Here is a 24401-nt window from a genome sequence, read left to right as displayed (position 1 = left end):
TCGTCCTGAGCCAGGATCAAACTCTCCATAAAAGTGGTAAGCCCGAAGGCTTGGCCATTTTTAAGAATTCGCTTGGTAGCTCATTCAAAAAACTAGCTTTGCGAAACGTTAATTTCGCGATTTATGACCATTTGACTGGTCGCTCATTGTTCAGTTTTCAAAGAACAAATACTTCGTTTTTCGTGCGCCCATGTCTCAGCGGCGACTTGATTAATATATCACATCCGGTCATTCAATTGCAAGCTTTTTTTTATTTCTTTTTTCTTACTCGCTTGCCAGCATGACGCTGTTTCTTGTTTGCCTCGGAGGCGGTAATAAAGAATTTATCACATGCCCGCATGGTACGTCAAGCATTAGTTAATAAAAAAATCGCGGGCACGCTGCCCGCGATTAATCCTTCTAAGAAACACTGTGATATCGCAGTTCCAACGCTTCTGTATCCCCAAGAAGCGGCATGTAAGCAACCTCTCGGATATACCCGCGCATGACCAGCTTCTGCAGAAGCAGCGACAAATCCATATGCAAGTCCTTTAGGTACGGATGAGTTTGCAGCTCCATCACGCTCCACGGCTCCTCGCGGCTGCCAAGAATGGAGAAGAGCAGTCCGCAGGACGATTTCATTTTGCTCATAACCGAGAACTCGCAAGCCAGCAACACCAGCTGCACCCGCTTCTCAAGCGATTCCGGCGAAATGGTCAGCTCTTCATATAGTTTATAAATGCCTGGGTTGAACCGCCTCATCTGACGCCAAACCGTAAGCTCCGGGTGAACGCCTTCTTCAATAAACGCAATATGCGCCCAATGATGAAGAGCAGTTAGTACGTTGGAGTAAGCATCAAGCAAATTGTTATCCTGCAAATCCTGTTTCGCCTGCAGATAAGAACGAATGAAATGTGAGAACTCCACCAATTCCTTCTGTCCGCGTAAGGATGCCGGGAAAGAAAGCAAGCTTTCCCGGAGGTTAAACAAGTAATTGTCTCGATCCACCAGGATCTCCCCCCGAACAAGCCATTGTATGATGCTGCGGTTCTCGCCGCCCGTTGTCCATTGCTCCAGCATTATAGGTGATACGGTTCGAATTTGCACTCGATCTTCGCCGATGCGTACATGTTCGATACCCCGGTTTGGGTCGTTCTGCGTAGAAACAACCAGTATTAGTAGATCCAATCCGTCAATCATGGGATTGTACGGAACCGGGTTCTCGATAGCTGCCAAACTGATCAGCGCCTCATTATGTTCAAAAATTGTTTTAAAATGTGCCTTTATATGTTCCACGGTCTATCCCCCATATAGCTTCATGCTGTTGTTTAAGCTATAATGATTTCGCAGTTGTTTATACTCTTGTTCGACAATGTACGCAGGTTTTCCTGCCTATGGTCTTAGAAAACCGTACGTAAATGTCAGAAAGGATTTGTGATATGTTCGGTAAATCGAGTAAAATCAATGAATTTCGGCTCTGGGGCCTTATGTTCACGCTGTTTGGAATGGGACTAATGATACTGGGTACTGCCGGGATTGTTTTCTGGGGACAAGCCGGTAAAATATTTGCGGGCATCTTTATGGTCATTGGTATGATCGCTATGCTGGCGAGTGTAGGTGTTTACTTCTGGGCAGGCATGCTGTCGACAAGCGCAGTTATCCTGAATTGCCCGGAATGCGGCAGACATACGAAGATGCTTGGCAAAACAGATCGTTGTATGTATTGCAAGACGAAGCTGACACTGGATCCCAACCAAGCAACTGATTTGGATGATACGGAAGAGAAAGAAGAAATCACGCAGCCCCAAGCCTAGAATACGCGATAATAGAAACGCCCTTCGACCGGTTTTAGCCGGTGAAGGGCGTTTTTGCATTGGCTTTATGGGAGTTTATTTAAGGATTGATGAATAATTGCCCAAATATCATCGGACTGGAACTGGCGCTGCCAAGTCGCAACACCTGCTATTCCATATTTCTTAGCTAGTGCGGTTCTTGCCTTCAAAGAAACTCCATCTTCGATCCATATGCGCTGCAATGCGCCATCAGCCTCGTACTCCACGTAATTCTGTCCGGAATCGGCGTCAAAAGTCGGCTTAAGCTTGCGTTCATTAATAATCGACTTTACGGTTTCCATTCCGAGCGCCTTCGAGCTTACTTTGACCTTACCGGAATCATCTTTCTTCTCCGTCCATAACCGAGCATACAGCGGCATGCCTAACACCACTTTGTCAGCCGGTACCCCGTCTTCTTCGATGATCCGCGAAAGCGACTGCTCTGTCCATGGCAGAGAAGCAACCGAGCCCGATGTAGGGCTGGATGCCCAATGCTCATCGTAGGCCATGATCATCATATAATCGACTACCTTGCCCAGTGCCCCACGATCAAGGAATAAGGACCACATTTCACTGTTCGACTTAGGCGTTACGTCTATGGATACAACGACGTTCTGCTCATGCATGAGCGGTGTCAGCTCCCGAACAAATTGAACCAGGTTTGCTTTGTCTGACGTATTTACGTTTTCAAAATCAAGATTGATCCCTTTAAGCTTGTACATCTGTGCAAAAGCAGCAAGCTGATGAATCATCTGCAGGCGAGTATCGGCCTTCGCTAAGGCAGCCGATGTTCGCTCCGGTTCGAAACCGTTACTGAACACCGCCCAAACTTGCATGCCTCTGTTCTGAGCCCATTTGACATAATGCATATCCGCTTTACTTCTAATGTTACCTTCGCCGTCAAGAAGCTCGAACCACGTCGGTGAAACGACATTTACACCGGGCATCTCGCTGATTTGATCGGTGTCCGGTGCTTTCTCGTAGACAGCTTCCCATGTTAGATTGATTTTGCTGCCGACGGCTTTCCATGCTGTGAAAGGAGCCGGTTCAACATGCTGTTTAATTTGTTCCGTTTCCGTAAGTTTAATATCTTGTTTCTTGGCGTATCCCAGGATACCATCTGTACTCTGGACCGTATACCAGCCTTCCTTCTCTCCCCAAATGCGCACGATATCGGTATTCGCAAGGCGATCTACAATCGGTTCCTTAATGGTTGGTCCGCGTCTAATGACCGCATCGTCTTGTACAACTCCGCGCTGAACCGCATCTCCTGCCCGCATAATCGTAATAATATCGTCCTGCTCATTATATTCAGCATGAAGTCCATAAAGCTCTTCAAGCGGTGTGATCGGCAAGTAGACGGCATCGTCCTTCACCTGCGCGGCGATGCGCAGCGGGTAAGGTTTCTTATTGATCGTGGCGGTTAATGCATTTGTTTTCATCCGCAGCACTTTATTCGCATTGGTTAGAACGATCGATCCGGTCTTGGCTTCATAATAAACTTCTTCCTTAAGTCCCAACTGATCATGAATGAAGTTCAAGGGAAGACTAATGATATCTTGATTAACCAGTGCACCGCCTTCGGCGACTTGTCCATGAAACAGAATCGGGTGCGCTGCACCATATTCCGGTTTAACTTCTGTATTATTAGGCGCCAGACGCTGCCATCCCAACCACATGCCTGCTGCCGCAGCCACTATCCCGCTTGCAAGTACTACCCATTTCAACCAGCCGCCGCCACTTTGTCGTCTAGGCCGCATACGTACGGTTTCCACTTGTGAAGCGCTCCTCTCCAAATTAAGCTAGTCCACTGATGTGCGAACTCTTCAAATAAAAAACGCGCATGATGGTGAGCTGCCTCTCCCCCTGCGCGTTTATTAGTCTTTCAATCATCGCTTGTTAATTGGTGTGCCGCGCGGAGCAATCAGCGCAATACCCATAAATCTCCATTCGATGCCCCTCTACTTTAAAGCCCGTTTCTTTGGAAGCCGCTGCTTCTACATCCGTTAGAGGCGGATAGTCAAAATCAACGATTGTTCCGCATGAACGGCATATGGCGTGATAATGATCGGTTAAGTCGGCATCAAATCTGCTTGAATCATCGCCATAAGTCAATTCGCGAAGCAAGCCCGCATCGACAAACAGCCGGAGATTATTATAAATGGTCGCCACACTCATACTAGGGAAAGATGGCGAAAGTGATTTATAAATTTCATCTGCAGTGGGGTGAGTCATGGAGTGCATGAGAAAGCTTAGGATTGCATGACGCTGCGGGGTCATTCGTACGCCGGTACTTTTTAATTGTTCAAGCGCCTGCTCAACGGTCGCACCCATGCCCAACACGTCCTTTCTGCTTTTGTTAGAACCATTGTACGTGGATACTTTTCATTTTGTCAATGAAAGCGGGAATCATTTTATCATTTGTAACGATTTACCTGAATGCTGCTGTTCGCGTCTATATTGATCCTGTAATTCGCCGTTCCAATGCTGCCACGGATCGTTTTCTTACTGATTGTGAGCGGTAAATCGCTTGTTACTTCGCCAAATGTAGCCGAGCCATTAACCGAATAATTACCATACAGAGGAAGCGATACCTTGATTTCGCCGATTGAACTGTCGATGTCCCAGTCGCCGCCGACTTGAGAGCTCGCAATCTGAATATCACCATTGAGGGTATCCGCTTTGATCGCACCGGTTCCTTCTTTAATGATGATCTCGCCGTTCTTCGTATCCGTATCGATGTCGCCGGTAACTTGCTGCAGGTTGATACTTCCGCTAAGTGTAGAAGCTTCGATTGCGCCGGTTATATAACCTGCTTTGACATCGCCGTTGTATGTGCTGAGCTTCGCATCACCTGTTACCGATGAGGCATCAATGCTGCCATTCTTGGTATCAGCCTTCACCGAACCTGTGAGGCCATGCATTGTAATCGAACCGGTTGTCGCTTTGATGCTTAGTCCTCCGGGTAAGGATAACCCAGTTACATCGACAGAACCGTTCACAATTTGGATGGCGAGTTCGGATTGGATGTAATTGATCTGCGGACTGGTCGAATCTTCCGAATCGGGCTGACCTGCGCCTGTAGATTCGTCGTCTGCTGTCGGGGGCTGGTCAGAAACCTCGGAAGTGTTTGTTTGAGAATCTGTCGACTCAGTGGGTTCTGTTGGGATAAGCTTCCCAAACGCCGACTCGGTGGGCACAGTCACTACTATATTCATACGCGGCACACGATCTCCGTTAGCACCATACGGATGACCTTTTGCTTCGATTTTGAGCTCATCCTCGCCGCTGACCGTGATTTCCGACTTGCCGGCAGTATCATCCGCTTCTGTTTGTTCAGTTGCATCTACCCACATGACAGATTCAACCGTCAGCTCGCTCACATTCCCCTTCTTGACGGTAACTTTGCCATTCGGGTTCACGATTTCGATCCCCCTAGTCTCAGACGTTACCGGGGCATGAATGGTTTCCTTGGCATAACGGAATCCTTTCTCTTCTCCGTAGGCGCTCGTTCCGGTCAAATTCACCTTAAATTCATCCAACCAGCGAAATGGCATCGAAGCGAACTGCGTCACAACAAAAGCGGTAACCGCTATAAGTGCAGCGAGGAAAGTCCCTCCGATATCAAAGGACGGTCGTTTGGAAGCTGTTCGATGCACAATGCTCATGATGACGACTTCAATGCCTAACAGGACAAACGCCGCCGGCCACCATTGTCCGATCAGCTCCATATCATTGCGATCGCGAATTTGGTCCCAGAGCAACAATGCGCCTACCGTAATCATCACCGCCGCAGCAGTGAATCTCCCCAATTTAAACATGACTCTATTCCTCCTCGAGGCAAAACCGATCGCCAGTACAATAAAAGCAATTCCCGGTGCATAGGTGCCTATCGTATCTACAATCGTTTGAAAGACGACAGGCGCTTGGACTAACACCAGCAAGAGAAAGGCCAGTCCAATAACAGCAACACCTTGAATAAACGTACCTATTCCTAAACGAGGCGACTCTTCCATAGCCGGACTCGCAGCTGCTTCACGCTGTTTCGCCGCCTGCTGGAGCGTATCGAATACGCTGTAGAACCAAAAGAAAGGCAGCGCCAATCCTAGAAAGATGATGAGCAGTGCGTATTTCCCTCCGCCTTCATCGGCAAAGCGAATCATTGCAGCGATATCGGTCAGCGTGCCAAGCAGCAGCAGCATGCCTGTTAAATGCCTGCCCAGCGCAAGATGTCCACCGCCCGGTATGAGAAAAGCGAGCAACGACGCAAGCAGTGTACTTCGAGATGATTCCCTCATGAGATGGATGGCACCTCCTGACTGTTGATGATTACAAATATTGTATCATAATTTCCCACAGCAAAAGAGGCATGTCCGCATGATGACGCCGGACATGCCTCTTTTATTGTAGTTATTGATTCAAGCGCGCAAGCAGCAGCTTGTTAACAAGCGCCGGATTCGCTTTGCCCTTCGTTTCTTTCATCACCTGACCGACTAAGAAGCCAATGGCTTTCTCTTTGCCGGCTTTGAAATCTTCGACGGATTGGGGATTGCCGCTGACGATGCGGTCAACCACTTCTGCGATTGCACCTTCGTCGCTAATTTGAACAAGGCCTTGCTCTTCAACGATTTGCTGAGGACGTTTGCCTGTTTCGAGCATTTCTTTGAAGACCGTCTTAGCGATCTTGCTGCTGATCGTGCCTTTCTCCATCAGACCGATCATCTCGCCGAGTCCTTGACCTGTCAGCTTGATATCTTCCAGCTCAAGGCCGCCTGCATTCAAGTAGCCGAGCAAATCACCCATGATCCAGTTGGATACCGCTTTGGCATCCTTCGTAAATTGAAGGCTCTCCTCGAAGAAATCAGCCAGCTTCTTGGAAGCCGTAATGACACCTGCATCGTAGGAAGGGAGACCGAATTCAGTTGTGTAACGAGCTTGGCGTGCATCCGGCAGCTCCGGAATGGATGCCAAGACACGCGCCTTCCACTCTTCGTCGATATGGATCTGCACAAGGTCAGGATCCGGGAAGTAGCGGTAGTCATGTGCTTCTTCTTTGCTGCGCATCGAGAACGTCTTGCCTTGCGCTTCGTCCCAGCGGCGTGTTTCCTGAACAACTTTGCCGCCGCTGTCGAGAATATCCGCTTGGCGCATTTGCTCATACTCAAGACCGCGTTGTACACCACGGAAGGAGTTCATGTTCTTAAGTTCGGCACGTGTGCCAAACTGCTCCTGATCGTAAGGACGCAGACTGACATTGGCATCGCAGCGAAGCGAGCCTTCCTCCATCTTCACATCGGATACATCACAATAGAGCATGATTGCTTTCAATTTCTCGAGGTAAGCTTTCGCTTCTTCCGGCGACCGAAGGTCCGGCTCGGAAACGATCTCGACAAGCGGCGTACCGACACGGTTAAAATCGACCAGCGATCCAAAACCGCCTTCGACGTGCGTCAGCTTGCCTGCATCTTCCTCCAAGTGAAGGCGCGTAATGCCGATGCGTTTGGTTTTGCCGTTCACTTCAATGTCGATCCAGCCATGCTCGCCGACAGGCTTGTCAAATTGCGAGATTTGGTACGCTTTCGGAGAATCCGGGTAGAAATAGTTTTTACGGTCAAATTTGCTGATGTCGGCAATTTGGCAGTTGAGTGCCATCGCTGCTTTCATCGCGAATTCCAGTGCCTGACGGTTCAGTACCGGCAGCACACCAGGGTGTCCGAGACAGATCGGACATGTATGAGTATTCGGCGGGGCGCCGAAGGAGGTGGAGCAGCCGCAGAAGATTTTACTCTTCGTATGGAGCTCAACATGCACTTCCAGCCCGACTACCGTTTCGTAAGTGTTCGGTTCAAACATCGTTTAGCCCTCCTGCTTTATTGGCATCCGAGAATTATAGCTGCGGACGCTGTTTATGATGCTCAGTATGCTGCTCGAAAGCGTGCGCGGCGCGAAGCACCGTGCGCTCATCGAACGCTTTGCCGATAATTTGCAAACCAACAGGCAGGCCATCTGCGAAACCGCAAGGTACGCTGATTGCCGGAATACCAGCAAGACTGACCGGAATGGTGCAAATATCGTTCAAGTACATGGTGAGCGGGTCGCCCACTTGCTCGCCGATACGGAAAGCAGGAGTAGGCGCAGTCGGCCCGATGATCAGGTCAAAGTTCTGGAACACGTTGTCAAAATCTTGTTTGATCAGCGTGCGGACTTTCTGTGCCTTCAAATAATACGCATCATAATAGCCGGAGCTGAGTGCATAGGTCCCGAGCATAATACGGCGCTTCACTTCCGGCCCGAAGCCTTGGCTGCGGGATTTGCGATACAGCTCAATCAAATTATCCGGATTCTCTGCGCGAACGCCATAACGAACGCCGTCAAAGCGTGCCAAGTTCGAGGAAGCTTCCGACGAAGCGAGCAGATAGTAAGTCGCTACTGCGTATTCCGTGTGCGGCAAGGACACTTCTTCCCATGTCGCGCCTAGGCTCTCGAATTGTTTCAGCGCAGCCAGAACCGCTTCTTTGACCTTCGGATCGATACCTTGTCCGAGGTATTCCTTCGGAACGCCAATACGAAGTCCTTTGACATCGCCGCTTAGCGCACCGACATAGTCGGGAATTTCCACGTTAGCTGATGTGGAATCGCCTGCATCGTAGCCTGCAATTGCTTGCAGCACATAGGCTGAATCTTCAACATTCTTCGTAAGTGGACCGATCTGATCGAGTGAAGAAGCGAAGGCCACAAGACCGAAACGTGAAACCAGGCCGTAAGTCGGCTTCAAACCGACAATACCGCAGTACGCCGCCGGTTGACGGATCGAACCGCCGGTATCAGAGCCAAGTGCGAAATAAACTTGTCCTGCCGCAACGGAAGCCGCAGAGCCGCCGCTTGAACCGCCCGGTACATACTCCGTATTCCACGGATTACGTGTCGGATGGAAGCTCGAATTCTCGTTGGACCCGCCCATTGCGAACTCGTCCATATTCAGCTTACCGATCGTAACCGATTGGGCCGCGTTCAGTTTCTTCATTACTGTCGCGTTATAAATCGGATCGTAGTTGCGCAGAAACTGGCTCGCACAAGTCGTTAGCAAGCCTTCCGTCACGATGTTATCCTTAATGCCAGCCGGCAATCCGAACAGCAATCCCTGCTCTCCCCCAGCCGCCAAAGCACCGTCAAGCTCAGCTGCCGCAGCGCGCGCGCCTTCTTCATTCAGCGTCAAGAACGCTTGTATGGAAGCATCGGTAGCTGCAATTCGTGAATACGACGCATCCACCAAATCGCCAACCGACAGCTCTTTCTTCTTTAATTGGTTATGTACTTCCTGTAGGCGTAAGTCAAAGAGTGCCAACAGCCGTTCCTCCCTTCGGTATAAACCCTCACACTATTATTCAAGAACAGCCGGCACTTTGAACTGGCCGTCTTCATCATCCGGCGCATTACGCAGTGCAGTCTCGTTCGTAACCGACTCGCGAATCACGTCGTCACGCATGACATTGTGAACCGGCAGCACATGGCTGGTTGGTTCCACGCCGTCTGTTTGCAGCTCGTCCAGCTTCTCAGCGTATTTAAGAATCGCATTCAGCTGACCGGTAAACTGCTCCTTCTCTTGCTCAGAAAGCTCCAGTCGGGCCAAATTGGCCACATGCTCGACATCTTTGATGGTTATGCTCATTGTCTATGGTCCCGTCCTTTCCATCCATTTTGCACACATTCTACCTATTATAACGTAAGCCTGCATTTAAACTCAATGAGAATGCGAATGCGGATGTGCCTAAGCCGGTGTGGAGCTGCGGTACATTTCCCGAATCATATCTTCGATGTCTGGCTCCTTGACGCTGAGATCGACAACCGAAAGCTTGGCCGATAAACCGCTGATCAGCTCGGACGCGGAGATATCGCTTTTGTGGAACCGATACGTCAGCTTAAGACCCTCTTGTTTGATCAACTCCGCACCTGGATGCTGCAAGGCCGAAGGCTCAGGAAGCTGGCTAAGATCGAGTACGAGCAGCCGATATGGCGCCATACGCAGAATCAGCTCCGACAACGGACCGTCTTCGACTACTTTTCCGTGATTGATGACAATCAGACGCTTGCATAGCTGTTCTACATCGTCCAAATCATGTGTCGTCAAAATAATCGTCGTGCCGCGTTTCATATTCATCTCTTTGATAAACGTTCTGATGTTCTGCTTCGCTTCGACATCGAGCCCAATGGTCGGTTCGTCGAGAAACAGAACGGATGGCGAATGCAGCATCGCCGCCGCCAAGTCGCCTTTCATGCGCTGTCCGAGCGACAGCTGCCTTACAGGTGTATTAATCAATTGATCGATGCCGAGTACATCATGCATCATCGCCAAATTCGCCTTATAGGTATCTTCATCTATGCGGTAAATGCGTTTAAGCAGCTCGAAGGTCTCGCCAAGCCGCAAATCCCAGTAAAGCTGCGTACGCTGCCCGAAGACGACGCCCAGTTGTTTGACGACGGACTTCCGGCTTTCCTGCGGCGAAATGCCGCCTATTCTCACCGAGCCTGAGGTAGGATGAAGAATGCCTGTCAGCATCTTAATGGTCGTCGACTTGCCCGCTCCGTTCGGCCCCAAATAACCAACCATCTCACCTGGCTCAATTCGGAAGCTGATGCCATCCACGCCGCGCACGATCGTTTTCTCCGGCCGGAACAAGCTCTGAATGGAGCCGCTTAGACCGCTTTTCTTCTTAATGACGGTGTATTCTTTGACGACATTCGTAAGTTCAATCATACGCACGCATCCTCTCTCTCTCTGCTGCTGCGACCCGCTACGAGCCGGCACTTTCATATCTCTTCAATCCACTTTGGAAAACGAAATGGCTTAACGTAAAAATAAGAAGTCCGACAACCGGCGTCCAAATCGCCAGTCCGACAGGGAGTGTGAACCCGTCTTCTTGGCCGATGAAATCCGCTGCAGGATAGAAGCTGATAAACCCGATCGGCAAAATGAAGGTCAGAGCCAGCTGAATCAGTCTCGGATATAAGGAAAGCGGGTACATGGTCGTCCGTTCCATCGTAGCCAAGGTCAGTGAAACGAGCGATCCGCTGCGCTTGGTCCAGAACGCCGCCGAACCCATGATCGTACAAATCGAGGCACGGATGAACATCCCGCCGATGACGACGCCAAGCAGCTTGAGCACGTTGATGACATTCCAGTCGAAGCCGATCTGAGCACAGCCGTAGAAGAAAATAAGGAAGCCGGGAATGAGATCGATGAGTCCGATAAAATTCACGTAGTTGATGACAAATTGAAAAAAGACGTTCATTGGGCGAAGCAGCATCCGGTCGAAATCACCCCGGATCACCATATTATCGATATGCCAGGTTTGAATGAAGAAAATAACGGACAGGCCGTGGCTCAGCAGTCCTAATCCGTACAGAAATGCGAGCTGCGGGAAGGTCCAACCTGCCAGCGCTTGAAACTGCTCCACCATCAGCTTCAGCACCCATACTCCGCTGATGTACTGTAAGGGGATCATAAGAAACCAGCTGACCAAAAACAGCGGATATTCCAATTGACGTTGAACGGCTAATTTTGCAAAGAAATAAGCTACGGATGCATGATAACGAATCGCGGTAACCATGACGGATTAACCTCCTTGAATGAGCGTGACACGCTGGGCACGCTGCCACACGGCGTACGCGATAAAAGCGAGCACCGCAATCCAAACCGCTTGAATAACAAGCGCTGTTCCTGCCTGTGCGTATGAGATTTTGCCAATATAAATGGAAAGCGGGGTTTGGTACATGTACTGGAACGGAAGATAACTCGACACGGTCGCCATCCAGCCGGGGAAGAACCAAATCGGAATCAGGCTGCCTGACAGAATACGCACGATTGCATCCTTCACGTTGCCGAGGTTACCTAGCTCCATGACCCAGAAGGAGATCATGCCGACGATAGCACCCATGAGCCAAAGCAGCAGAAAGCTCAGCATAAGGCTTGGGATAAAGAGTAGAAATGCTGTCATGCTTACCGGCAGCGGCGGGGTAAACAGAATCGAAGCCAGCAGAATAAGCGGGATGGCTTGGTTGACGAGCGCGCTTACCGTGGTGCCGAGATCCTCGGCCAGGAACATGCCAAGCAGATGAATGGGCTTAATGAAATCGGTCGCGATATGCCCTTCCCGGACCCGATAGTACATGTCGTTCTGAACATTAACGGATAGAACCGCCCCCATCACAACGGCTAAGATGGCATAGACGATCATTTGATCCTGACTCACGTCTTGTATGGAACCCAAGCCCCGATATGCCGCCTTCCAAAGGAATACGGATGCAAGCAGCATGACAGCATTAGAGGCCATACCGGTGAACACTTCGAATCGATAGGCGATCGTCGTTAAAATTCTCATTTTGAAAAAGTAGTAATAAGCAGACATGCAAGCCCCCCTTTCCAACCCCGTCCAATAATTGGATGTTTTTGTTATATGATAACGTTGCCATTGCGATTTGGGCAATAAGTAAATTATGAAGAGAGATTATCGAGAGGAAATATGGAGAGAAAATATGGAGACTAAATATGGAGACTAAATATGAAGACTAAATATGAAGAGAAACTTCATCCTGGGCTAAGGGAGCTTTTACGTTGCCTTCAGCTTTCTTTAAGGTTAGCTGTCCATACTGGGGAATGTAACCAAGTACAACTACATTCAAGGAGGAAGAAATAATGAACAAAACAATGAAAGCTCTCGGTTTAACGGCCGCTATTGCGGTGATGATTCCACTTAGTGCCTATGCCGCAACAAGCGCTACGACTACAACTACTGACAGTGCAAAGTCGACTACAACGGCTACCAGTACGGCAGTCGTCGGACAAGGGCCGTTTGGTCTGAAAGGCGAAGGAATTAAGGTTCGTCCAGGCGGCTTCTACAGCCAAGAGGTTTTGGATTTGCTCAAGCTGGATATGAAGGCGTTGAAAGAGAAAATCGAAGCCGGTAAAACATTGGCTCAAATTGCAGAGGAACAAGGAGTAACACGGGATCAGTTGAAGGCAACAATGACAACGGCATACGAGAAACAGCAAGCTGAAGAGAAAAAGGCGTTCACCGACAATCTCGATAAATCGCTTGATTCCACGATGAAAGATAACATCGGCTTCGGAAGAGGCGGTGAACGAGGCGGTAACTTCAAGATGGAGTTCAAGAAAGGCATTCGCGCCGAGATAGCTGACTTCAGTGCATCTGCCAAGGTGCTTGGTCTCAGTGATGAGGAATTGAAGACTGCACTGAGCGGCGGTAAGTCCCTTGCTGATCTGGCCCAAGAGAAAGGCATCGACGTTCAGAAGCTGATTGATGCGCAGAAGCAAGTCATTGTGGACAATTTGAATGCCGCTGTGAAAGCCGGCAAACTTACACAGGCTGAGGCTGATAAAGAAATTGCCAATGCGGCAGATATTGCAACACGGATCGTGAATGGAAAAATGGACAGAAAACCACATACCATCAAAATCGACCGTAATGGTGTGAAGCAGGATGCTGACACCAAGGCAAATACGGGTACATCGGCGGCTGCGTCAGCTGCTGATACGGACGCTTAGGGGTAATATGGTGGTATTGGGATGGCACAGGGTTTACCCCTGTGCCATTTTGTTTGTTTTGGCGCAGGTGGCGCGGGACGCTAGGCGCGGGTGGCGCGAGACGCGTGATGAAGAGATAGAGCTGAAAGTTCCGTAATCGAACGCTCAGTGACTAAACTAGCTGAATATCCCTCTCGCTGTATCGGGAGAGTCGCATAAGTGAACTCTCAACCTCGAAATAGGTGAGGTCGAAACTGAGAGGTCCAAAATCGAACGCTCAACTCAAAAACCAAGAAAGTTCGTTACCACATAAGCGGATATACCGCTTATAGAGTAGGAATTAGCTAGTTTGGAGCCTCGATAGCGGATATACCGCTATCAGCATAGAAATTAGTTAGTTCGGCGGTTGAATAGCGGTGGCAGCAGTCTCCCAAACAGGTGTCCGTGAAAATTTGAAAAAGCCTCCTTCCGATGACTCGGATGGAGGCTTTCTCTGATGAATAGCTTGGTTCGCGTTAGATCCAAGCCTTCAGATGGACTTGACGAATAAACTCTTCGCGAGTTTGCGGTTCGCCTTCGACATCTTCTTCTTGCAGTGATTCTTCCTCGCCGTTCATGATGCGATGAAACAGATCCGCATTATGAGTCGCCAGCGCAAAGTCGATCAGCGCTTCGCGCTCCAAACGGTCGACCTCTTGCTTAATCAGCACTTCCTCCAGCTCGATGTCTGCGGCAGGCACGTAGAAATTCCGGTTCGCTTTGGGAACTCGGATCACATAATCGAACGCGTTATCCGCATTGCGATCATAGGCGATTATATAACCATACTCCCCGACCGGGAGGGTCTGTTCAAATAAGTCCGATATAATAATGATACGTTGGCCAAGCTTATACATTAGCGTCTCACTCCTGTCACCAATAACCATACTCTATGACTCTACTCTATCCTACTAAAATTCAGAAAGGAAGTCCAATAGATGAGAATGGTTATTGATTATTACATTTCCAGTGATGGACGACGACGCAGTGACCAAGCTGCGATTGCCATTATGGCAACCATAACGCCAATCGCGATGCAGACAGCCGACCATAGGCTTCCCTGCCCGCTTGGCGAAGCCGTGAACTGCGCGTAGGCAAGCTTCGGCAGCATGCCCGGGCTTGCCGCGAGCGCGTGCGGGAACACTGAGGCCGTCAGCGCGAGCACGGCCGCAGTGCCGAGCGCGCACGCGGCCGCAGCTGCCCCGCTGCGCAGCAATGCGCTAAATAGCAGCGTGAGCGAGCCTGCGAAGCTTAGCCACAGCAAGAACAGCAGATAGGCATAAAGGCTGCTCCGCCAATCTACGGGTTCGAACAGGGCCGCTGTGTAATACGAGGCGGCGCTGAAGCCGCCTGCGAATGCGAGTGAGACGAGCACCAGCATGGCAGCCCATTTGGCCGAGACGAACGAGAGATACGAGATCGGCTTTACTAGAATCATCGCGGTCAAACCGCTCGTGCGTTCCGCGGAAATACTGCCCATAACCGATAAGGCAAGCACCAGCAGTCCCATCGTGTTGAACTGCTGCAGTGTCGCGGCCATTACTTCATTCGCCGAAGGCTGCGGTATTGAAATGACCGCTCCTTCCGGCAGGTTACCGGCGTGCGCAAGTATGTCCGGTAGGAAATAGGTGGAGAGGGGCTGCATCGCACCAAATAAGATATAGACAAGCGGTACCCAAACAAGCTTGTAGCTGCGGATCAGCTCTGTCCATTCTTTAACGAAAAGCACCAGCCACCGGTTCATACGTGCTGCACCGCCTTCATAAATAAATCCTCCAGTGTCGTCGATCCGAATTCCAGCTTGGTCACGGGTATTCCTCGATCCAGCAACTGCTGTAGAACGATCCTTCTGGCTTCGTCGATTTGATTTTGTTGTACATGCAGCTTAGCAGCGTTTCCGCCAGGTTGAAGCCCCACAGAATGATAAAGCTGCGACGACGATACCTCCGAAACCAACTGCGACAATGCCGTCCGCGCTTCCTCCGTATTTTCGACTTCAACCAGCATAACCGGCTCTCGATACGCAGCGCGTATATCATCGATTGCCCCGCTGATAACAATGCGCCCGCTCTTCATAATAAGCACGTCGTCACACAGCTCTTCGGCGTCATGGAGCACATGCGTGGAGAACAGAATCGTCGTCTCATGCTTTAACTCCGCAAGCAGCTCCATCACCTCACGGCGCCCAATCGGGTCAAGAGCAGATACCGGCTCGTCCAGAATAAGCAGCTTCGGCCGGTGAATGAGCGCCTGCGCTAAGCCAAGGCGCTGCTTCATCCCGCCGGAATAGCCGGCGATTCGCCGCTTGCCGGCATCGGCAATGCCAACCCGCTCCAGCAATTCCGCGCTGCGGGCAGCTGCTTCCCGTTTCGTCAGGCCGCACAAGCCCGCAGCGTAGCGAAGAAATTCGTCGGCGGTCATCCAGCCGTGAAACGCCGGTGTTTGCGGCAAGTAGCCAATAAGCAGGCGATGATCATCGCCCGGCTTAAGATCTCGGAAGCGGATGCTTCCAGAAGATGGCTGCAGCAGCCCGCTGAGAATGCGGATCGTGGTTGTTTTGCCCGCTCCGTTAGGACCAAGCAGTGCCGTGCAGCGACCTTCCCCAAGCGTGAAACGAATGTCCAGCAGCGCGGATGTTGCTCCGCTGAATGTCTTGCTTAGTCCTTCGACCGTAACAAGCCCCATCATGACGATTGCTTCCTTCCGAAGAGGAAGAACAACACTGCTCCTATGATATTAATGAAAATAATAATGAGCACCCACATCCACTTCGGCCCTCTCGTCTCGTCAGCGCGAGCGCAAACAACAAGTGCCGTTATCATCAAGATTAGCTGCACAATGATTAGCGGCAATATAAGGGAAAGCATCATCGAATTCGAAAAATGATCCATGTTTGTACCTCCTCTTCCTTAAGTATTTCTTCGCTTCGACCAGTTCACCCTAACGATCAGCAGATAGAATATCAGCGGCATCGGACACTGAATCAGCCCCCATATCCCCCAAAACCAAGGATAACGACTCCGTTTCTTCGCATCCTTAAACAGCCAGGACGATTGGCATAGTAAAATAACGACGGCGCCAATTATGACAGCTATTTTCCATCCGACCATTAAGGACGCCGCCCTTCTCTGCCTTTGACCATGAACAGCAACACGAATATGGCCGCAGCCGTAAACGCCAAGATTTGCACAGCTACGAATATCACGATGCTGCTCACCCATAGCAGCAGCAAACCGCTTAGTACACAAGCGCTGACCAGCCAGAATAAGAGCAGCTCCCGCATATAACGACGACCCAGCTCTTTCTTATGCTCACGAACCAGCACCGCTATCGAGTCGACAGATGGAATGTCCGGCTGTATGGAGCGGTCCCATTCTTCCAGATGACCCCCGAGCAGCTGTTGAAAATGCTGCTCATCTTGAAGATCATCGTTGTCACTTTGCTTGCCGCGTTTACTGTCTTTATTCATTCTCGTCAAGCTCCTTCCTTAGCTGTTTGAGTCCGTTATGCAGCCTCGACTTCACCGTACCGACAGGAATGTCGAGCCATGAAGCGATTTCCTCGTAGGCATAGCCGTAATAATATTTGAGCAATATCGGCACCCGGATCTCGTAAGATAACGCGCCAAGCGCATCGAGCGCATGCGGCCATTCCTGCTGCTGCATCGCGGCATGAAACCGGATGGATTGCAGCGCCTGCTCCTGCGTTTGCCACTTCTGTTCTCTCTGCTGCTTGCGCATCTCGTCGATATAACGCCGGGTTGCAATGGAAATCAGCCATGTTGAAAATTTACTTTGCTTCCGAAACGTGCCGATCTTCTCAATCGCCTTCAGCATCGTATCCTGTACCAAATCCTCGGCCATCGCCTTGTTCATCGTTACCTTCAACATGTATCGATACAACAAGGTGTAATGGCTGCGCAGCAGGGTCGACAGCGCAAGGTCATCGCCGCGAACTGCACGTTTCACTAGCTGCGCTTCATCCCCGAGCTGTTCCATCCCGATCATCGTGTTCTCCCCACCCGCTGCTTGAAATAAGCCTCTTTCCTTCATTCTCGCCAATATGACGATCAAGGTTGCTCGATTGTTCACTTGCCTTGCAAAAAAACTTCCGGTTTCCTTCCGCTACATATGGATATGGTATCACGACGCAGGAAAGGCCACCCGCTTGGATGGCCTTTCCTGTATTGTCATACCCTGATTAATTCACTTTAGCCGCAGCAGTATACCGATTCACCGGCACTGGCAAACCGAGATTACCGCGTAAGGTATCTGACTCATATTCCGTCCGATAGATGCCGCGTTCCTGTAGAAGCGGCACGACCGACTCCACGAAATCGCGCAGAGCGTCCGGTGTAGGTGCATATAGGATAAAGCCGTCCGCCGCTTCCTCCTCATGCCAGCGTTGAAGCAAATTCGCGACTTTCTCAGGCGTCCCGATAAACTCACTGCGAGGCGTCGCCGTACGAATCGCCACTTCGCGCAGCGTCAATTTCTGCTCTCGGGCCAATTGCTTGATTTTATCCGTTCCGCTGCGGAAACTGTTCTTGCCGAGTTCCCCTAGCTCAGGGAACTGCTCGTCGAGCGGATATTGGGAGAAGTCATGGTGCTCGAAGAACCTTCCAAGATATTCAAGCGCCTTATCAATCGTCACCAAGTTCGCGTATTCCAAATACTTGCGCTCGGCTTCTTCTTCCGTCGCTCCGATGATCGGTCCGACGCCAGGCAGAATCACGATATCATCACGCGAACGGCCCAGCGCAACTGCGCGATCTTTTACATCCTTATAGAACGCCTTCGCTTCGTCAATGTTCTCATGTCCGGTGAATACGGCATCAGCGCTGCTCGCAGCCAATTTCCTGCCGCTCTCGGACGAACCCGCTTGGAAGATCACCGGATGTCCCTGCTTGGAACGCGCGATATTAAGCGGTCCTTGCACGGAGAAATAATCGCCTTTATGATCGAGACGATGCATTTTGGACGGGTCGAAAAACACTCCGGATGCCTTATCCCGGACGAACGCATCGTCTTCCCATGAATCCCACAAGCCGCGTGACACCTGCAAAAATTCTTCGGCAATCTTATACCGTTCATCATGCGTCGGATGCTCGGGTTTCCCGTAGTTTTTGGCCGACCCTTCAAGCGGGGAAGTGACCACGTTCCAGCCCGCGCGGCCTGCACTCAGATGATCGAGGGATCCGAACTGACGGGAAACGGTAAATGGTTCACTGTATGAGGTTGATAATGTACCGACAAGGCCTATCTTGGAAGTGACCGCTGCAAGCGCAGATAGTATCGTAATCGGCTCGAATCGGTTTAGGAAGTGGGGGATCGACTTCTCGTTAATATAGAGACCATCGGCGATGAAGACAAGATCGAATTTCCCCTCTTCGGCTGTTTGAGCTTGTTTTCGGTAAAATTCAAAGTTCACGCTTGCGTCCACGGGTACCTCCGGATGCCGCCAAGCGGATACATTGCCGCCAACTCCGTGAATGATTGCGCCTAGCTTCAACTTTTTATGATTAGCCATAACGGATTCCTCCCTAAGTTTAGGATTGCAATAAAGCTGATTCCTTCAGCCGAAGCCGGTAGCTCTTGACTAAGATATCTCCGTTCCGAAACTCTTTATCGAATGCTCGCTCGAATCCCAACCGTTCGTACAACCGAACCGCGGAATCCATAATGTCTGATGTATGCAGGTAGAGTGTGTCAGCGCCCCAATCCAGAGAAAGCTTAGCGCTTTCGCGGATGAGCTCCGTTGCGATACCGCGTTTGCGAGCTTGCCGCGATACGCCTAACAACCGAATGATCGGACTATGAATTTCTAATCCCGGCGCTCCATATGCGGTCTCCGACGACTCATAAATGAACACACTTCCCATGATTTGTCCATCCAACTCCGCAACAAGCCGCGACTTCGTCGTCGGCGCATCGATTGCCTGCAAAATATTTTCTTTATATTGCTCCCAGCGTGCGCTATCAAGCGTAATTTCATATTGCTGATAGGCATCCAGCAGCACTTGAACTACCGCATCGCGATCGGAAGACCTCGCCTGTCGAATGATAACTTTATTTTGCGCGTCTATTTCTTCCTGTTTAATTCTTGCAATCTGCTTCAGATGGCCCTGTACATGAGTAATGAAAGACTGAACAATGGCAGCAAGCGTTACGCTTTCTCCTTTGAAATTAACCCCCGTCTTGTTCCAATCTTCGATCGTCAAACGGTCAAACAACAATCGGTTGTAGTTCAGAAGGTGGTTATAGAACGTCAAGATATCCGCGGCATTCCCCTCGTTCGTCTTCTGCCCAGCTACCCAGCGGTCCTGACTGAACGCTGGCAATTGCACCGACGAATCGGACAAAATTTCGCGAACACGAAACGAAACCACGATATTGTGGTCAGCCAGATGGCCAAGAACTTCGGTAATGCTCCATTTAGCTTCTGCCGCCTTCCAGCGCAATTGCTCATCGGACAGCCCTTCGATCGCTTGCTGCAGTTGTTCGTACGTATGCAGGTAGTGGTCAATTTGAATGAGATCTTGCAGTTTACTTTGACTCATCGTAGCTCTCCTCCTTTAAGTACACCTATTGAGCTAAGGGCTTTTACCGCTAACGCCTCGAAAAACAAAGCTCCGATTGACAGTGCCCTTTCATCCACATCAAAAGCCGGATGATGCCACTCTTGCGGGCCTGATGTGCCTAAGAAGAAGAAAATACCCGGCACCTCCCGCAAGTAAAAAGCAAAGTCTTCCCCGGCCGGCGACGGCGCAGGCTCCACGACCGTCAAACCAAGCGATTCGGCAATCTCGGCGGCACGTTCAGCCCATATGGAATCGTTCACGACAGCAGGCGGGCCGGTAATCCATTTGACCGTCGCTTTCGTATCGAATGCTGCTCCAACTCCGACGACGACTTGCTCGAATCGCTCTCGCACGCGATCCCGCACTCGCTCATCGAACGTGCGCAGCGTTCCGTCGAACACGGCTTTGTCCGCGATAACGTTCCAAGCCGTTCCGCTGTTCAGACGAGTCACGCTGATAACTGCGCTATCAAGCGCACTTACGTTTCGGCTGACAATAGACTGCAGCGCCGTAATAATATGGGCGGAGGCTACGATGGGATCGAGTCCCGCTTCCGGTACGGCGGCATGGGATCCGCGACCTTCAACCTCGACGACGAACCCGTCCGCCGCTGCCATGATCGGTCCGGCTTTAATGCCGATTGTGCCTACCGGTAAATTCGGCTTGTTGTGCAAGCCAAACACCGCACTCACACCTTCAAGCACCCCGCTCGCGATGACCTGCGAAGCGCCTTTGGCCTTCTCCTCCGCCGGCTGGAATATCAGCCTCACTGTCCCTTCCAGCTCCTGTTCTCGCTGCTTCAACAAGAGCGCAGTTCCCAGTACGATCGCGGTATGGCAATCATGGCCGCAGGCATGCATGACACCGGGAACTTTAGAAGCGAAGGGCAATCCCGTTTCTTCTTGAATCGGCAATGCATCGATATCCGCGCGGATGGCGATAATCGGCCCTCCACGGTAACCGCCTACCTCAGCGACAAGACCGGTTCTCAGCGGATAATCCGCGATGCGGATGTCCGACTCCGAAAGCCATGTACGAAGGGTCGCCGTCGTAGCGAACTCTTCATGAGAGATCTCGGGATTCTCATGTAAATGACGTCTATAAGCAACCAAGCGCTCTTGGAGCTTGTCGGCTAACGAGATGCTCATCTTCGTATACTCTCCTCGAAAGCTTCCTGCAGCAGCTCGAAATTTCTTACTCGCTTGGTGAAGTCAGGTATGATCGTCGTGAAGATCAGCTCATCCGCATCGTACGTATCACGAAGCTCCGACAACCGTTTTCTAACCGACTCCTTCGTTCCTCGCGTAATATCCGCTTCGCGGATTTCGGCCGTATACGCCTCGCCGGCTTGCTTAGCAAATTCCTCCGCCTGCTCAAGCGAACCGACATTTACGACCTTGCCGCTTGCCAGCGTAACGCGAACGTTCTTGAAGTGACCGGCGAGCTCAGCAGCCTCTTCTTCGGAATCCGACACGATGACCGACAAGGCAAGGATGGCATAGGGTTCGCCTCCTTTATCTCGATTGAAATGCGTCCGGTAGCTCTCGAAGGCAAGTCGAGCCGTTTCCGGATCGTTGTTGATGAATAACGCGAAAGCGTAGGGATACCCTCTCTCCGCAGCCAGTTTTGCGCTTGAAATACTCGTGCCGAGCAAATAGATGTCAGCGGGCCGGGCCGGCAACGGGTTAGCTTGCAACCCGGCAAGTGGATGGTCATCTCCAAACGAGCCATGGAGCAATTGTTCCAGCTCTGTCAGCTTACTTTCGAGTGTTTCCGGTTCGCTTAAGCCTTTCTGCAGCGCCTTGGTGGAACGAGGCAAGCCGCCCGGCGCGCGTCCGATGCCAAGATCGACCCGTCCCGGCGCCAACGAGGCTAATACATTAAAATTCTCGGCGACTTTGTATGGACTATAATGCTGCAGCATGACTCCGCCTGATCCGACCCGAATCTTGCTCGTTCGAGCGAGCAAATGTGAGATCAATACTTCCGGTGATGCGCCAGCCATCTGCGGGGAATCATGATGCTCCGACACCCAGAAACGTTCATAACCCAGCTTCTCCGCCAATTGAGCCAGCTTGATCGTATTGCCCAGCGCTTCCGCCGGCGTCTGTCCGGGGAAAACGATGCTTTGGTCCAAAATGCCGAATTTCAAAGCCATGTATCTTCCAACTCCATTCGATTAAATTGAATAGGCGCTCTCCGGCGTAATTCTGGCCAGAAATTGTTTCGTCCGCGCTTCCTTAGGCGACTGAAAGATGAGCTTGGGGGGACCTTCCTCGACAATAACGCCTTCGTCCATAAACACGACGTGATTCGCGACATCTTGGGCGAAGCCCATCTCATGAGTAACGATGATCATCGTAATCCCTTCCTTGGCAATTTTGCGGATGACGGCAAGCACTTCGCCAACCAGCTCGGGATCAAGCGCAGAGGTCGGTTCATCGAACAGAATCACGTCTGGATTCAAGGCAAGCGCCCTGGCAATGCCAACGCGCTGCTGCTGTCCTCCGGACAATTGGCTCGGATACGAATCCAGCTTGCCCCTAAGTCCTACCTTCTCCAGCAGTTCTATGCTTCTTAGGCGTGCTTCCTCTCGAGACATGTTCTTTACGATCACGAGCCCCTCCATTACGTTCTCAAGGGCAGTCTTATGCCGAAAAAGATTATAATTCTGAAACACCATGGCGGTTTTCCCACGCAAGGTATGGATATCCTTCTTCAAAGGTTTCCAGCAATTCACCTTAAAGTCGTCGATCGAAATCTCCCCGTCGCTCGGCTTCTCCAAATAATTAATACATCTGAGAAGCGTCGTCTTGCCCGAGCCGCTGGGACCGAGAATAGCAACGACTTGACCTGTCTGAACGGTCAGATCGATTCCTTTCAGCACTTCGTTGCGGCCGAAGGATTTCGAAATATTCGTAAGTTTAATCATGCTACACCTCCGCGGTTATAAGCATTAATGCGCTTCTCCAGCAGCGCAGTTGCCTGCTCAATCAGAATGGTAAGCCCCCAGAAAATAAGCGCCGCTGCAAGATACGCCTCGAAAAACTTCCAATTCGTCGTTGCGATAATATCTGCCTTGGCGTTCACTTCCACAACCGATACGGTAAAAGCGAGCGTGGAGCCATGCAGCATGCCGATCAAGCTGTTCGACAAATTGGGGAGCGCAGCCGCGAAGGCTTGTGGCAATACGATTCGGCGCAGCGCCTGGAAAGTGGTCATCCCGATCGAATGAGCCGCCTCCATTTGACCTTTATTTACTGCGAGAATGCCGGAACGAATGACTTCGGATAAATAAGCGCCTGCGGTGATAGAGAATGAGAGATACGCGAAACCAATCATCGGAATCGAAACCGAGTTGAACGACCAATGGTACTGCTCGGCTAAGCTGTCGACGATCATGGGCAATCCGACGTAAATCAGGAGCAAGTGAGTCAGCATCGGCGTCCCCCGAATAAACGTAACGTAAGCCGTACCGATCTGGCTCAGCACAGGAATGGCGAAGATGCGGGACAGCGCAACAATCAGTCCAATGATAAATCCGCAACCGACGGAGACGACAGTAATATAAATCGTGTTCGGAATAGCCGGAAGCAGCAGCAGAAAGGCTTGCCAGATGAACCCGAAATCCAATGTCATAAGCCTGTGCCTCCTTTGCCCCATGCTACTTTCGCATCCAATAACCGATTCAGCCCTTTTTTGCCCATAGGGAGTTTGCTGGTGTTCGTTATGGCCGTTTCATGCTTAAGCAGCCTGCGCTCCGTGAAATAAAACAATTTCTCCAAGAAGAAGCTGATAATGAAATAGATAATGGCCAAAGCAATATAGCTTTCAAACAAATGCCTGGACATCGTGGGCAGCGTCTGCGATCTCCCCGTAAGCTCCATAACGCCGAGTGTAAAAGCGAGCGATGTGTCCTTCAACGTTGCGATAACCAAGTTAGCCAGAATCGGAATCGAGATGGCCAGCGCTTGAGGGAAGACGATTCGAGTGAACGCCTGATAACCGGTCATCCCAACCGCATAAGCCGCTTCGACTTGTCCCCGATCCACGGCGGACACCGCAGCTCGGATTCCTTCTGAAATGTAGGCTCCGCTATGCAGCCCGTAAGCCAGAATGACGAAGTACAATGCCGACACCTTGCTTACGTCTACATGTACGGCTTTCAGTAATTCCGGCAATCCGTAATAGATCAAGAACAGCTGAATGATAATCGGCGTTCCTCGAAAAAAAGAGGCATAGAGCTGGGAAATCCGCTGCAGCAGCGGCACCCTGTAAAGCCGGGGAAGGGCGACGAGAAAACCGACGCCCAGCCCGACCAAGATGGAGCTCGCTACGATAATGAGCGAAATCCGTATAAACGGAAGCAGCTTCCAGAAATACTCGACAACATAGGCGATATCGAATGGAGCACCCATAGACCGACCTC

The 24401-nt window shown here is 50.8% G+C and carries 27 protein-coding genes; 3 read left to right on the top strand and 24 right to left on the bottom strand.

Going from position 1 to position 24401, the window contains the following annotated elements:
- Nucleotides 1–284, top strand: a 284-nt coding sequence (locus AC0YN4_RS21315) for a hypothetical protein (protein ID WP_475836701.1), incomplete at its 5' end; no start/stop codon positions are given.
- Between the two features lie 115 nt (nucleotides 285–399).
- On the opposite strand, the gene AC0YN4_RS21310 is transcribed toward AC0YN4_RS21315, so the two are convergent.
- The gene (locus AC0YN4_RS21310; protein WP_475784184.1) at nucleotides 400–1275 is read right to left on the bottom strand and encodes a nucleotidyltransferase-like protein; all 876 of its coding nucleotides are present in this window, start codon (nucleotides 1273–1275) and stop codon (nucleotides 400–402) included.
- Between the two features lie 143 nt (nucleotides 1276–1418).
- On the opposite strand from AC0YN4_RS21310, the gene AC0YN4_RS21305 reads away from it, so the two are divergent.
- Nucleotides 1419–1793, top strand: a complete 375-nt coding sequence (locus AC0YN4_RS21305; RefSeq protein ID WP_475784183.1) for a YgzB family protein — start codon at nucleotides 1419–1421, stop codon at nucleotides 1791–1793.
- A 65-nt stretch (nucleotides 1794–1858) separates the two neighbouring features.
- On the opposite strand, the gene AC0YN4_RS21300 is transcribed toward AC0YN4_RS21305, so the two are convergent.
- From AC0YN4_RS21300 to AC0YN4_RS21260, 9 genes are all read right to left on the bottom strand, one after another.
- Entirely contained in the window at nucleotides 1859–3586 is a 1728-nt protein-coding gene (locus AC0YN4_RS21300; RefSeq protein WP_475836700.1) for a glycosyl hydrolase family 18 protein, read from the bottom strand.
- Nucleotides 3587–3710: 124 nt separating this feature from the next.
- Nucleotides 3711–4145 carry a Fur family transcriptional regulator gene (locus AC0YN4_RS21295; RefSeq protein ID WP_090983210.1) on the bottom strand — a complete coding sequence of 145 codons (435 nt, stop codon included), beginning with the start codon at nucleotides 4143–4145 and terminating at the stop codon, nucleotides 3711–3713.
- Between the two features lie 83 nt (nucleotides 4146–4228).
- Nucleotides 4229–6109, bottom strand: coding sequence for a DUF4097 family beta strand repeat-containing protein (locus AC0YN4_RS21290; protein WP_475784181.1), 1881 nt, complete (start codon nucleotides 6107–6109; stop codon nucleotides 4229–4231).
- Between the two features lie 112 nt (nucleotides 6110–6221).
- A complete protein-coding gene (gene gatB, locus AC0YN4_RS21285; RefSeq protein ID WP_090983214.1) occupies nucleotides 6222–7664 on the bottom strand; it encodes an Asp-tRNA(Asn)/Glu-tRNA(Gln) amidotransferase subunit GatB in 1443 nt (480 codons plus the stop codon).
- Between the two features lie 34 nt (nucleotides 7665–7698).
- Nucleotides 7699–9156 (bottom strand): Asp-tRNA(Asn)/Glu-tRNA(Gln) amidotransferase subunit GatA, encoded by a 1458-nt coding sequence (gene gatA / locus AC0YN4_RS21280; protein ID WP_475836699.1) that lies wholly within the window; start codon nucleotides 9154–9156, stop codon nucleotides 7699–7701.
- A gap of 36 nt (nucleotides 9157–9192) precedes the next feature.
- A complete protein-coding gene (gene gatC / locus AC0YN4_RS21275; RefSeq protein WP_091223885.1) occupies nucleotides 9193–9480 on the bottom strand; it encodes an Asp-tRNA(Asn)/Glu-tRNA(Gln) amidotransferase subunit GatC in 288 nt (95 codons plus the stop codon).
- A gap of 99 nt (nucleotides 9481–9579) precedes the next feature.
- On the bottom strand, nucleotides 9580–10566 hold the full coding sequence (locus tag AC0YN4_RS21270) for an ABC transporter ATP-binding protein (protein WP_475836698.1): 987 nt from the start codon (nucleotides 10564–10566) through the stop codon (nucleotides 9580–9582).
- Nucleotides 10567–10603: 37 nt separating this feature from the next.
- Nucleotides 10604–11419, bottom strand: coding sequence for an ABC transporter permease (locus AC0YN4_RS21265; RefSeq protein ID WP_475784178.1), 816 nt, complete (start codon nucleotides 11417–11419; stop codon nucleotides 10604–10606).
- A gap of 6 nt (nucleotides 11420–11425) precedes the next feature.
- Entirely contained in the window at nucleotides 11426–12190 is a 765-nt protein-coding gene (locus AC0YN4_RS21260; RefSeq protein WP_475836697.1) for an ABC transporter permease, read from the bottom strand.
- Nucleotides 12191–12504: 314 nt separating this feature from the next.
- Between AC0YN4_RS21260 and AC0YN4_RS21255 the strand changes: the two genes are divergently transcribed.
- Entirely contained in the window at nucleotides 12505–13374 is an 870-nt protein-coding gene (locus AC0YN4_RS21255) for a hypothetical protein (protein WP_475836696.1), read from the top strand.
- Nucleotides 13375–13868: 494 nt separating this feature from the next.
- Here AC0YN4_RS21255 and AC0YN4_RS21250 read toward each other — a convergent pair whose 3' ends face one another.
- The 14 genes from AC0YN4_RS21250 to AC0YN4_RS21185 all read right to left on the bottom strand — a co-directional run bounded on the left by AC0YN4_RS21250 (nucleotide 13869) and on the right by AC0YN4_RS21185 (nucleotide 24390).
- Nucleotides 13869–14249, bottom strand: coding sequence for an ATPase (locus AC0YN4_RS21250; protein WP_475836695.1), 381 nt, complete (start codon nucleotides 14247–14249; stop codon nucleotides 13869–13871).
- Nucleotides 14250–14350: 101 nt separating this feature from the next.
- Nucleotides 14351–15136, bottom strand: a complete 786-nt coding sequence (locus AC0YN4_RS21245) for an ABC transporter permease subunit (RefSeq protein ID WP_475836694.1) — start codon at nucleotides 15134–15136, stop codon at nucleotides 14351–14353.
- Nucleotides 15133–16080 (bottom strand): ABC transporter ATP-binding protein, encoded by a 948-nt coding sequence (locus AC0YN4_RS21240; RefSeq protein WP_475836693.1) that lies wholly within the window; start codon nucleotides 16078–16080, stop codon nucleotides 15133–15135. Before AC0YN4_RS21240 ends, AC0YN4_RS21245 begins: the two co-directional genes overlap by 4 nt.
- A complete protein-coding gene (locus AC0YN4_RS21235; protein ID WP_475784172.1) occupies nucleotides 16077–16283 on the bottom strand; it encodes a PLDc N-terminal domain-containing protein in 207 nt (68 codons plus the stop codon). Before AC0YN4_RS21235 ends, AC0YN4_RS21240 begins: the two co-directional genes overlap by 4 nt.
- A gap of 18 nt (nucleotides 16284–16301) precedes the next feature.
- Nucleotides 16302–16502: a sigmaY antisigma factor component gene (locus AC0YN4_RS21230; RefSeq protein WP_475784171.1), complete on the bottom strand. Its 201-nt coding sequence runs from the start codon at nucleotides 16500–16502 to the stop codon at nucleotides 16302–16304.
- On the bottom strand, nucleotides 16502–16861 hold the full coding sequence (locus AC0YN4_RS21225) for a YxlC family protein (RefSeq protein WP_475836692.1): 360 nt from the start codon (nucleotides 16859–16861) through the stop codon (nucleotides 16502–16504). Before AC0YN4_RS21225 ends, AC0YN4_RS21230 begins: the two co-directional genes overlap by 1 nt.
- Nucleotides 16854–17483: an RNA polymerase sigma factor SigY gene (gene sigY / locus AC0YN4_RS21220; RefSeq protein ID WP_475836691.1), complete on the bottom strand. Its 630-nt coding sequence runs from the start codon at nucleotides 17481–17483 to the stop codon at nucleotides 16854–16856. The genes AC0YN4_RS21225 and sigY overlap by 8 nt, the downstream gene beginning before the upstream one ends.
- 109 nt (nucleotides 17484–17592) lie before the next feature.
- The gene (locus AC0YN4_RS21215; RefSeq protein ID WP_475784168.1) at nucleotides 17593–18921 is read right to left on the bottom strand and encodes an LLM class flavin-dependent oxidoreductase; all 1329 of its coding nucleotides are present in this window, start codon (nucleotides 18919–18921) and stop codon (nucleotides 17593–17595) included.
- A 19-nt stretch (nucleotides 18922–18940) separates the two neighbouring features.
- Nucleotides 18941–19951 (bottom strand): GNAT family N-acetyltransferase, encoded by a 1011-nt coding sequence (locus AC0YN4_RS21210; protein WP_475784167.1) that lies wholly within the window; start codon nucleotides 19949–19951, stop codon nucleotides 18941–18943.
- Complete coding sequence (locus tag AC0YN4_RS21205) at nucleotides 19948–21120, bottom strand: amidohydrolase (RefSeq protein ID WP_475836690.1); 1173 nt, start codon at nucleotides 21118–21120, stop codon at nucleotides 19948–19950. Before AC0YN4_RS21205 ends, AC0YN4_RS21210 begins: the two co-directional genes overlap by 4 nt.
- Nucleotides 21117–22130: an LLM class flavin-dependent oxidoreductase gene (locus tag AC0YN4_RS21200; protein WP_475836689.1), complete on the bottom strand. Its 1014-nt coding sequence runs from the start codon at nucleotides 22128–22130 to the stop codon at nucleotides 21117–21119. Before AC0YN4_RS21200 ends, AC0YN4_RS21205 begins: the two co-directional genes overlap by 4 nt.
- Before the next feature lie 21 nt (nucleotides 22131–22151).
- A complete protein-coding gene (locus tag AC0YN4_RS21195) occupies nucleotides 22152–22904 on the bottom strand; it encodes an amino acid ABC transporter ATP-binding protein (RefSeq protein ID WP_475836688.1) in 753 nt (250 codons plus the stop codon).
- Complete coding sequence (locus tag AC0YN4_RS21190) at nucleotides 22901–23611, bottom strand: amino acid ABC transporter permease (protein ID WP_475836687.1); 711 nt, start codon at nucleotides 23609–23611, stop codon at nucleotides 22901–22903. The genes AC0YN4_RS21195 and AC0YN4_RS21190 overlap by 4 nt, the downstream gene beginning before the upstream one ends.
- Nucleotides 23608–24390 (bottom strand): amino acid ABC transporter permease, encoded by a 783-nt coding sequence (locus tag AC0YN4_RS21185; protein WP_475784162.1) that lies wholly within the window; start codon nucleotides 24388–24390, stop codon nucleotides 23608–23610. Before AC0YN4_RS21185 ends, AC0YN4_RS21190 begins: the two co-directional genes overlap by 4 nt.
- Nucleotides 24391–24401 lie beyond the last annotated feature (11 nt).

Source organism: Paenibacillus sp. J22R3, assembly GCF_056269305.1.
Note: the sequence above shows the minus strand (reverse complement) of the source record. Positions and strands in the feature narration are given on the sequence as shown.

Coding starts and splice junctions, on each gene's coding strand:
- AC0YN4_RS21305 (WP_475784183.1), top strand. CDS start 1,419: ATGTTCGGTAAATCGAGTAAAATCAATGAATTTCGGCTCTGGGGCCTT.
- AC0YN4_RS21295 (WP_090983210.1), bottom strand. CDS start 4,145: ATGGGTGCGACCGTTGAGCAGGCGCTTGAACAATTAAAAAGTACCGGC.
- AC0YN4_RS21290 (WP_475784181.1), bottom strand. CDS start 6,109: ATGAGGGAATCATCTCGAAGTACACTGCTTGCGTCGTTGCTCGCTTTT.
- gatB (WP_090983214.1), bottom strand. CDS start 7,664: ATGTTTGAACCGAACACTTACGAAACGGTAGTCGGGCTGGAAGTGCAT.
- gatC (WP_091223885.1), bottom strand. CDS start 9,480: ATGAGCATAACCATCAAAGATGTCGAGCATGTGGCCAATTTGGCCCGA.
- AC0YN4_RS21270 (WP_475836698.1), bottom strand. CDS start 10,566: ATGATTGAACTTACGAATGTCGTCAAAGAATACACCGTCATTAAGAAG.
- AC0YN4_RS21265 (WP_475784178.1), bottom strand. CDS start 11,419: ATGGTTACCGCGATTCGTTATCATGCATCCGTAGCTTATTTCTTTGCA.
- AC0YN4_RS21260 (WP_475836697.1), bottom strand. CDS start 12,190: ATGAGAATTTTAACGACGATCGCCTATCGATTCGAAGTGTTCACCGGT.
- AC0YN4_RS21255 (WP_475836696.1), top strand. CDS start 12,505: ATGAACAAAACAATGAAAGCTCTCGGTTTAACGGCCGCTATTGCGGTG.
- AC0YN4_RS21250 (WP_475836695.1), bottom strand. CDS start 14,249: ATGTATAAGCTTGGCCAACGTATCATTATTATATCGGACTTATTTGAA.
- AC0YN4_RS21245 (WP_475836694.1), bottom strand. CDS start 15,136: ATGAACCGGTGGCTGGTGCTTTTCGTTAAAGAATGGACAGAGCTGATC.
- AC0YN4_RS21240 (WP_475836693.1), bottom strand. CDS start 16,080: ATGATGGGGCTTGTTACGGTCGAAGGACTAAGCAAGACATTCAGCGGA.
- AC0YN4_RS21235 (WP_475784172.1), bottom strand. CDS start 16,283: ATGGATCATTTTTCGAATTCGATGATGCTTTCCCTTATATTGCCGCTA.
- AC0YN4_RS21230 (WP_475784171.1), bottom strand. CDS start 16,502: ATGGTCGGATGGAAAATAGCTGTCATAATTGGCGCCGTCGTTATTTTA.
- AC0YN4_RS21225 (WP_475836692.1), bottom strand. CDS start 16,861: ATGAATAAAGACAGTAAACGCGGCAAGCAAAGTGACAACGATGATCTT.
- AC0YN4_RS21215 (WP_475784168.1), bottom strand. CDS start 18,921: ATGGCTAATCATAAAAAGTTGAAGCTAGGCGCAATCATTCACGGAGTT.
- AC0YN4_RS21210 (WP_475784167.1), bottom strand. CDS start 19,951: ATGAGTCAAAGTAAACTGCAAGATCTCATTCAAATTGACCACTACCTG.
- AC0YN4_RS21205 (WP_475836690.1), bottom strand. CDS start 21,120: ATGAGCATCTCGTTAGCCGACAAGCTCCAAGAGCGCTTGGTTGCTTAT.
- AC0YN4_RS21200 (WP_475836689.1), bottom strand. CDS start 22,130: ATGGCTTTGAAATTCGGCATTTTGGACCAAAGCATCGTTTTCCCCGGA.
- AC0YN4_RS21195 (WP_475836688.1), bottom strand. CDS start 22,904: ATGATTAAACTTACGAATATTTCGAAATCCTTCGGCCGCAACGAAGTG.
- AC0YN4_RS21190 (WP_475836687.1), bottom strand. CDS start 23,611: ATGACATTGGATTTCGGGTTCATCTGGCAAGCCTTTCTGCTGCTGCTT.
- AC0YN4_RS21185 (WP_475784162.1), bottom strand. CDS start 24,390: ATGGGTGCTCCATTCGATATCGCCTATGTTGTCGAGTATTTCTGGAAG.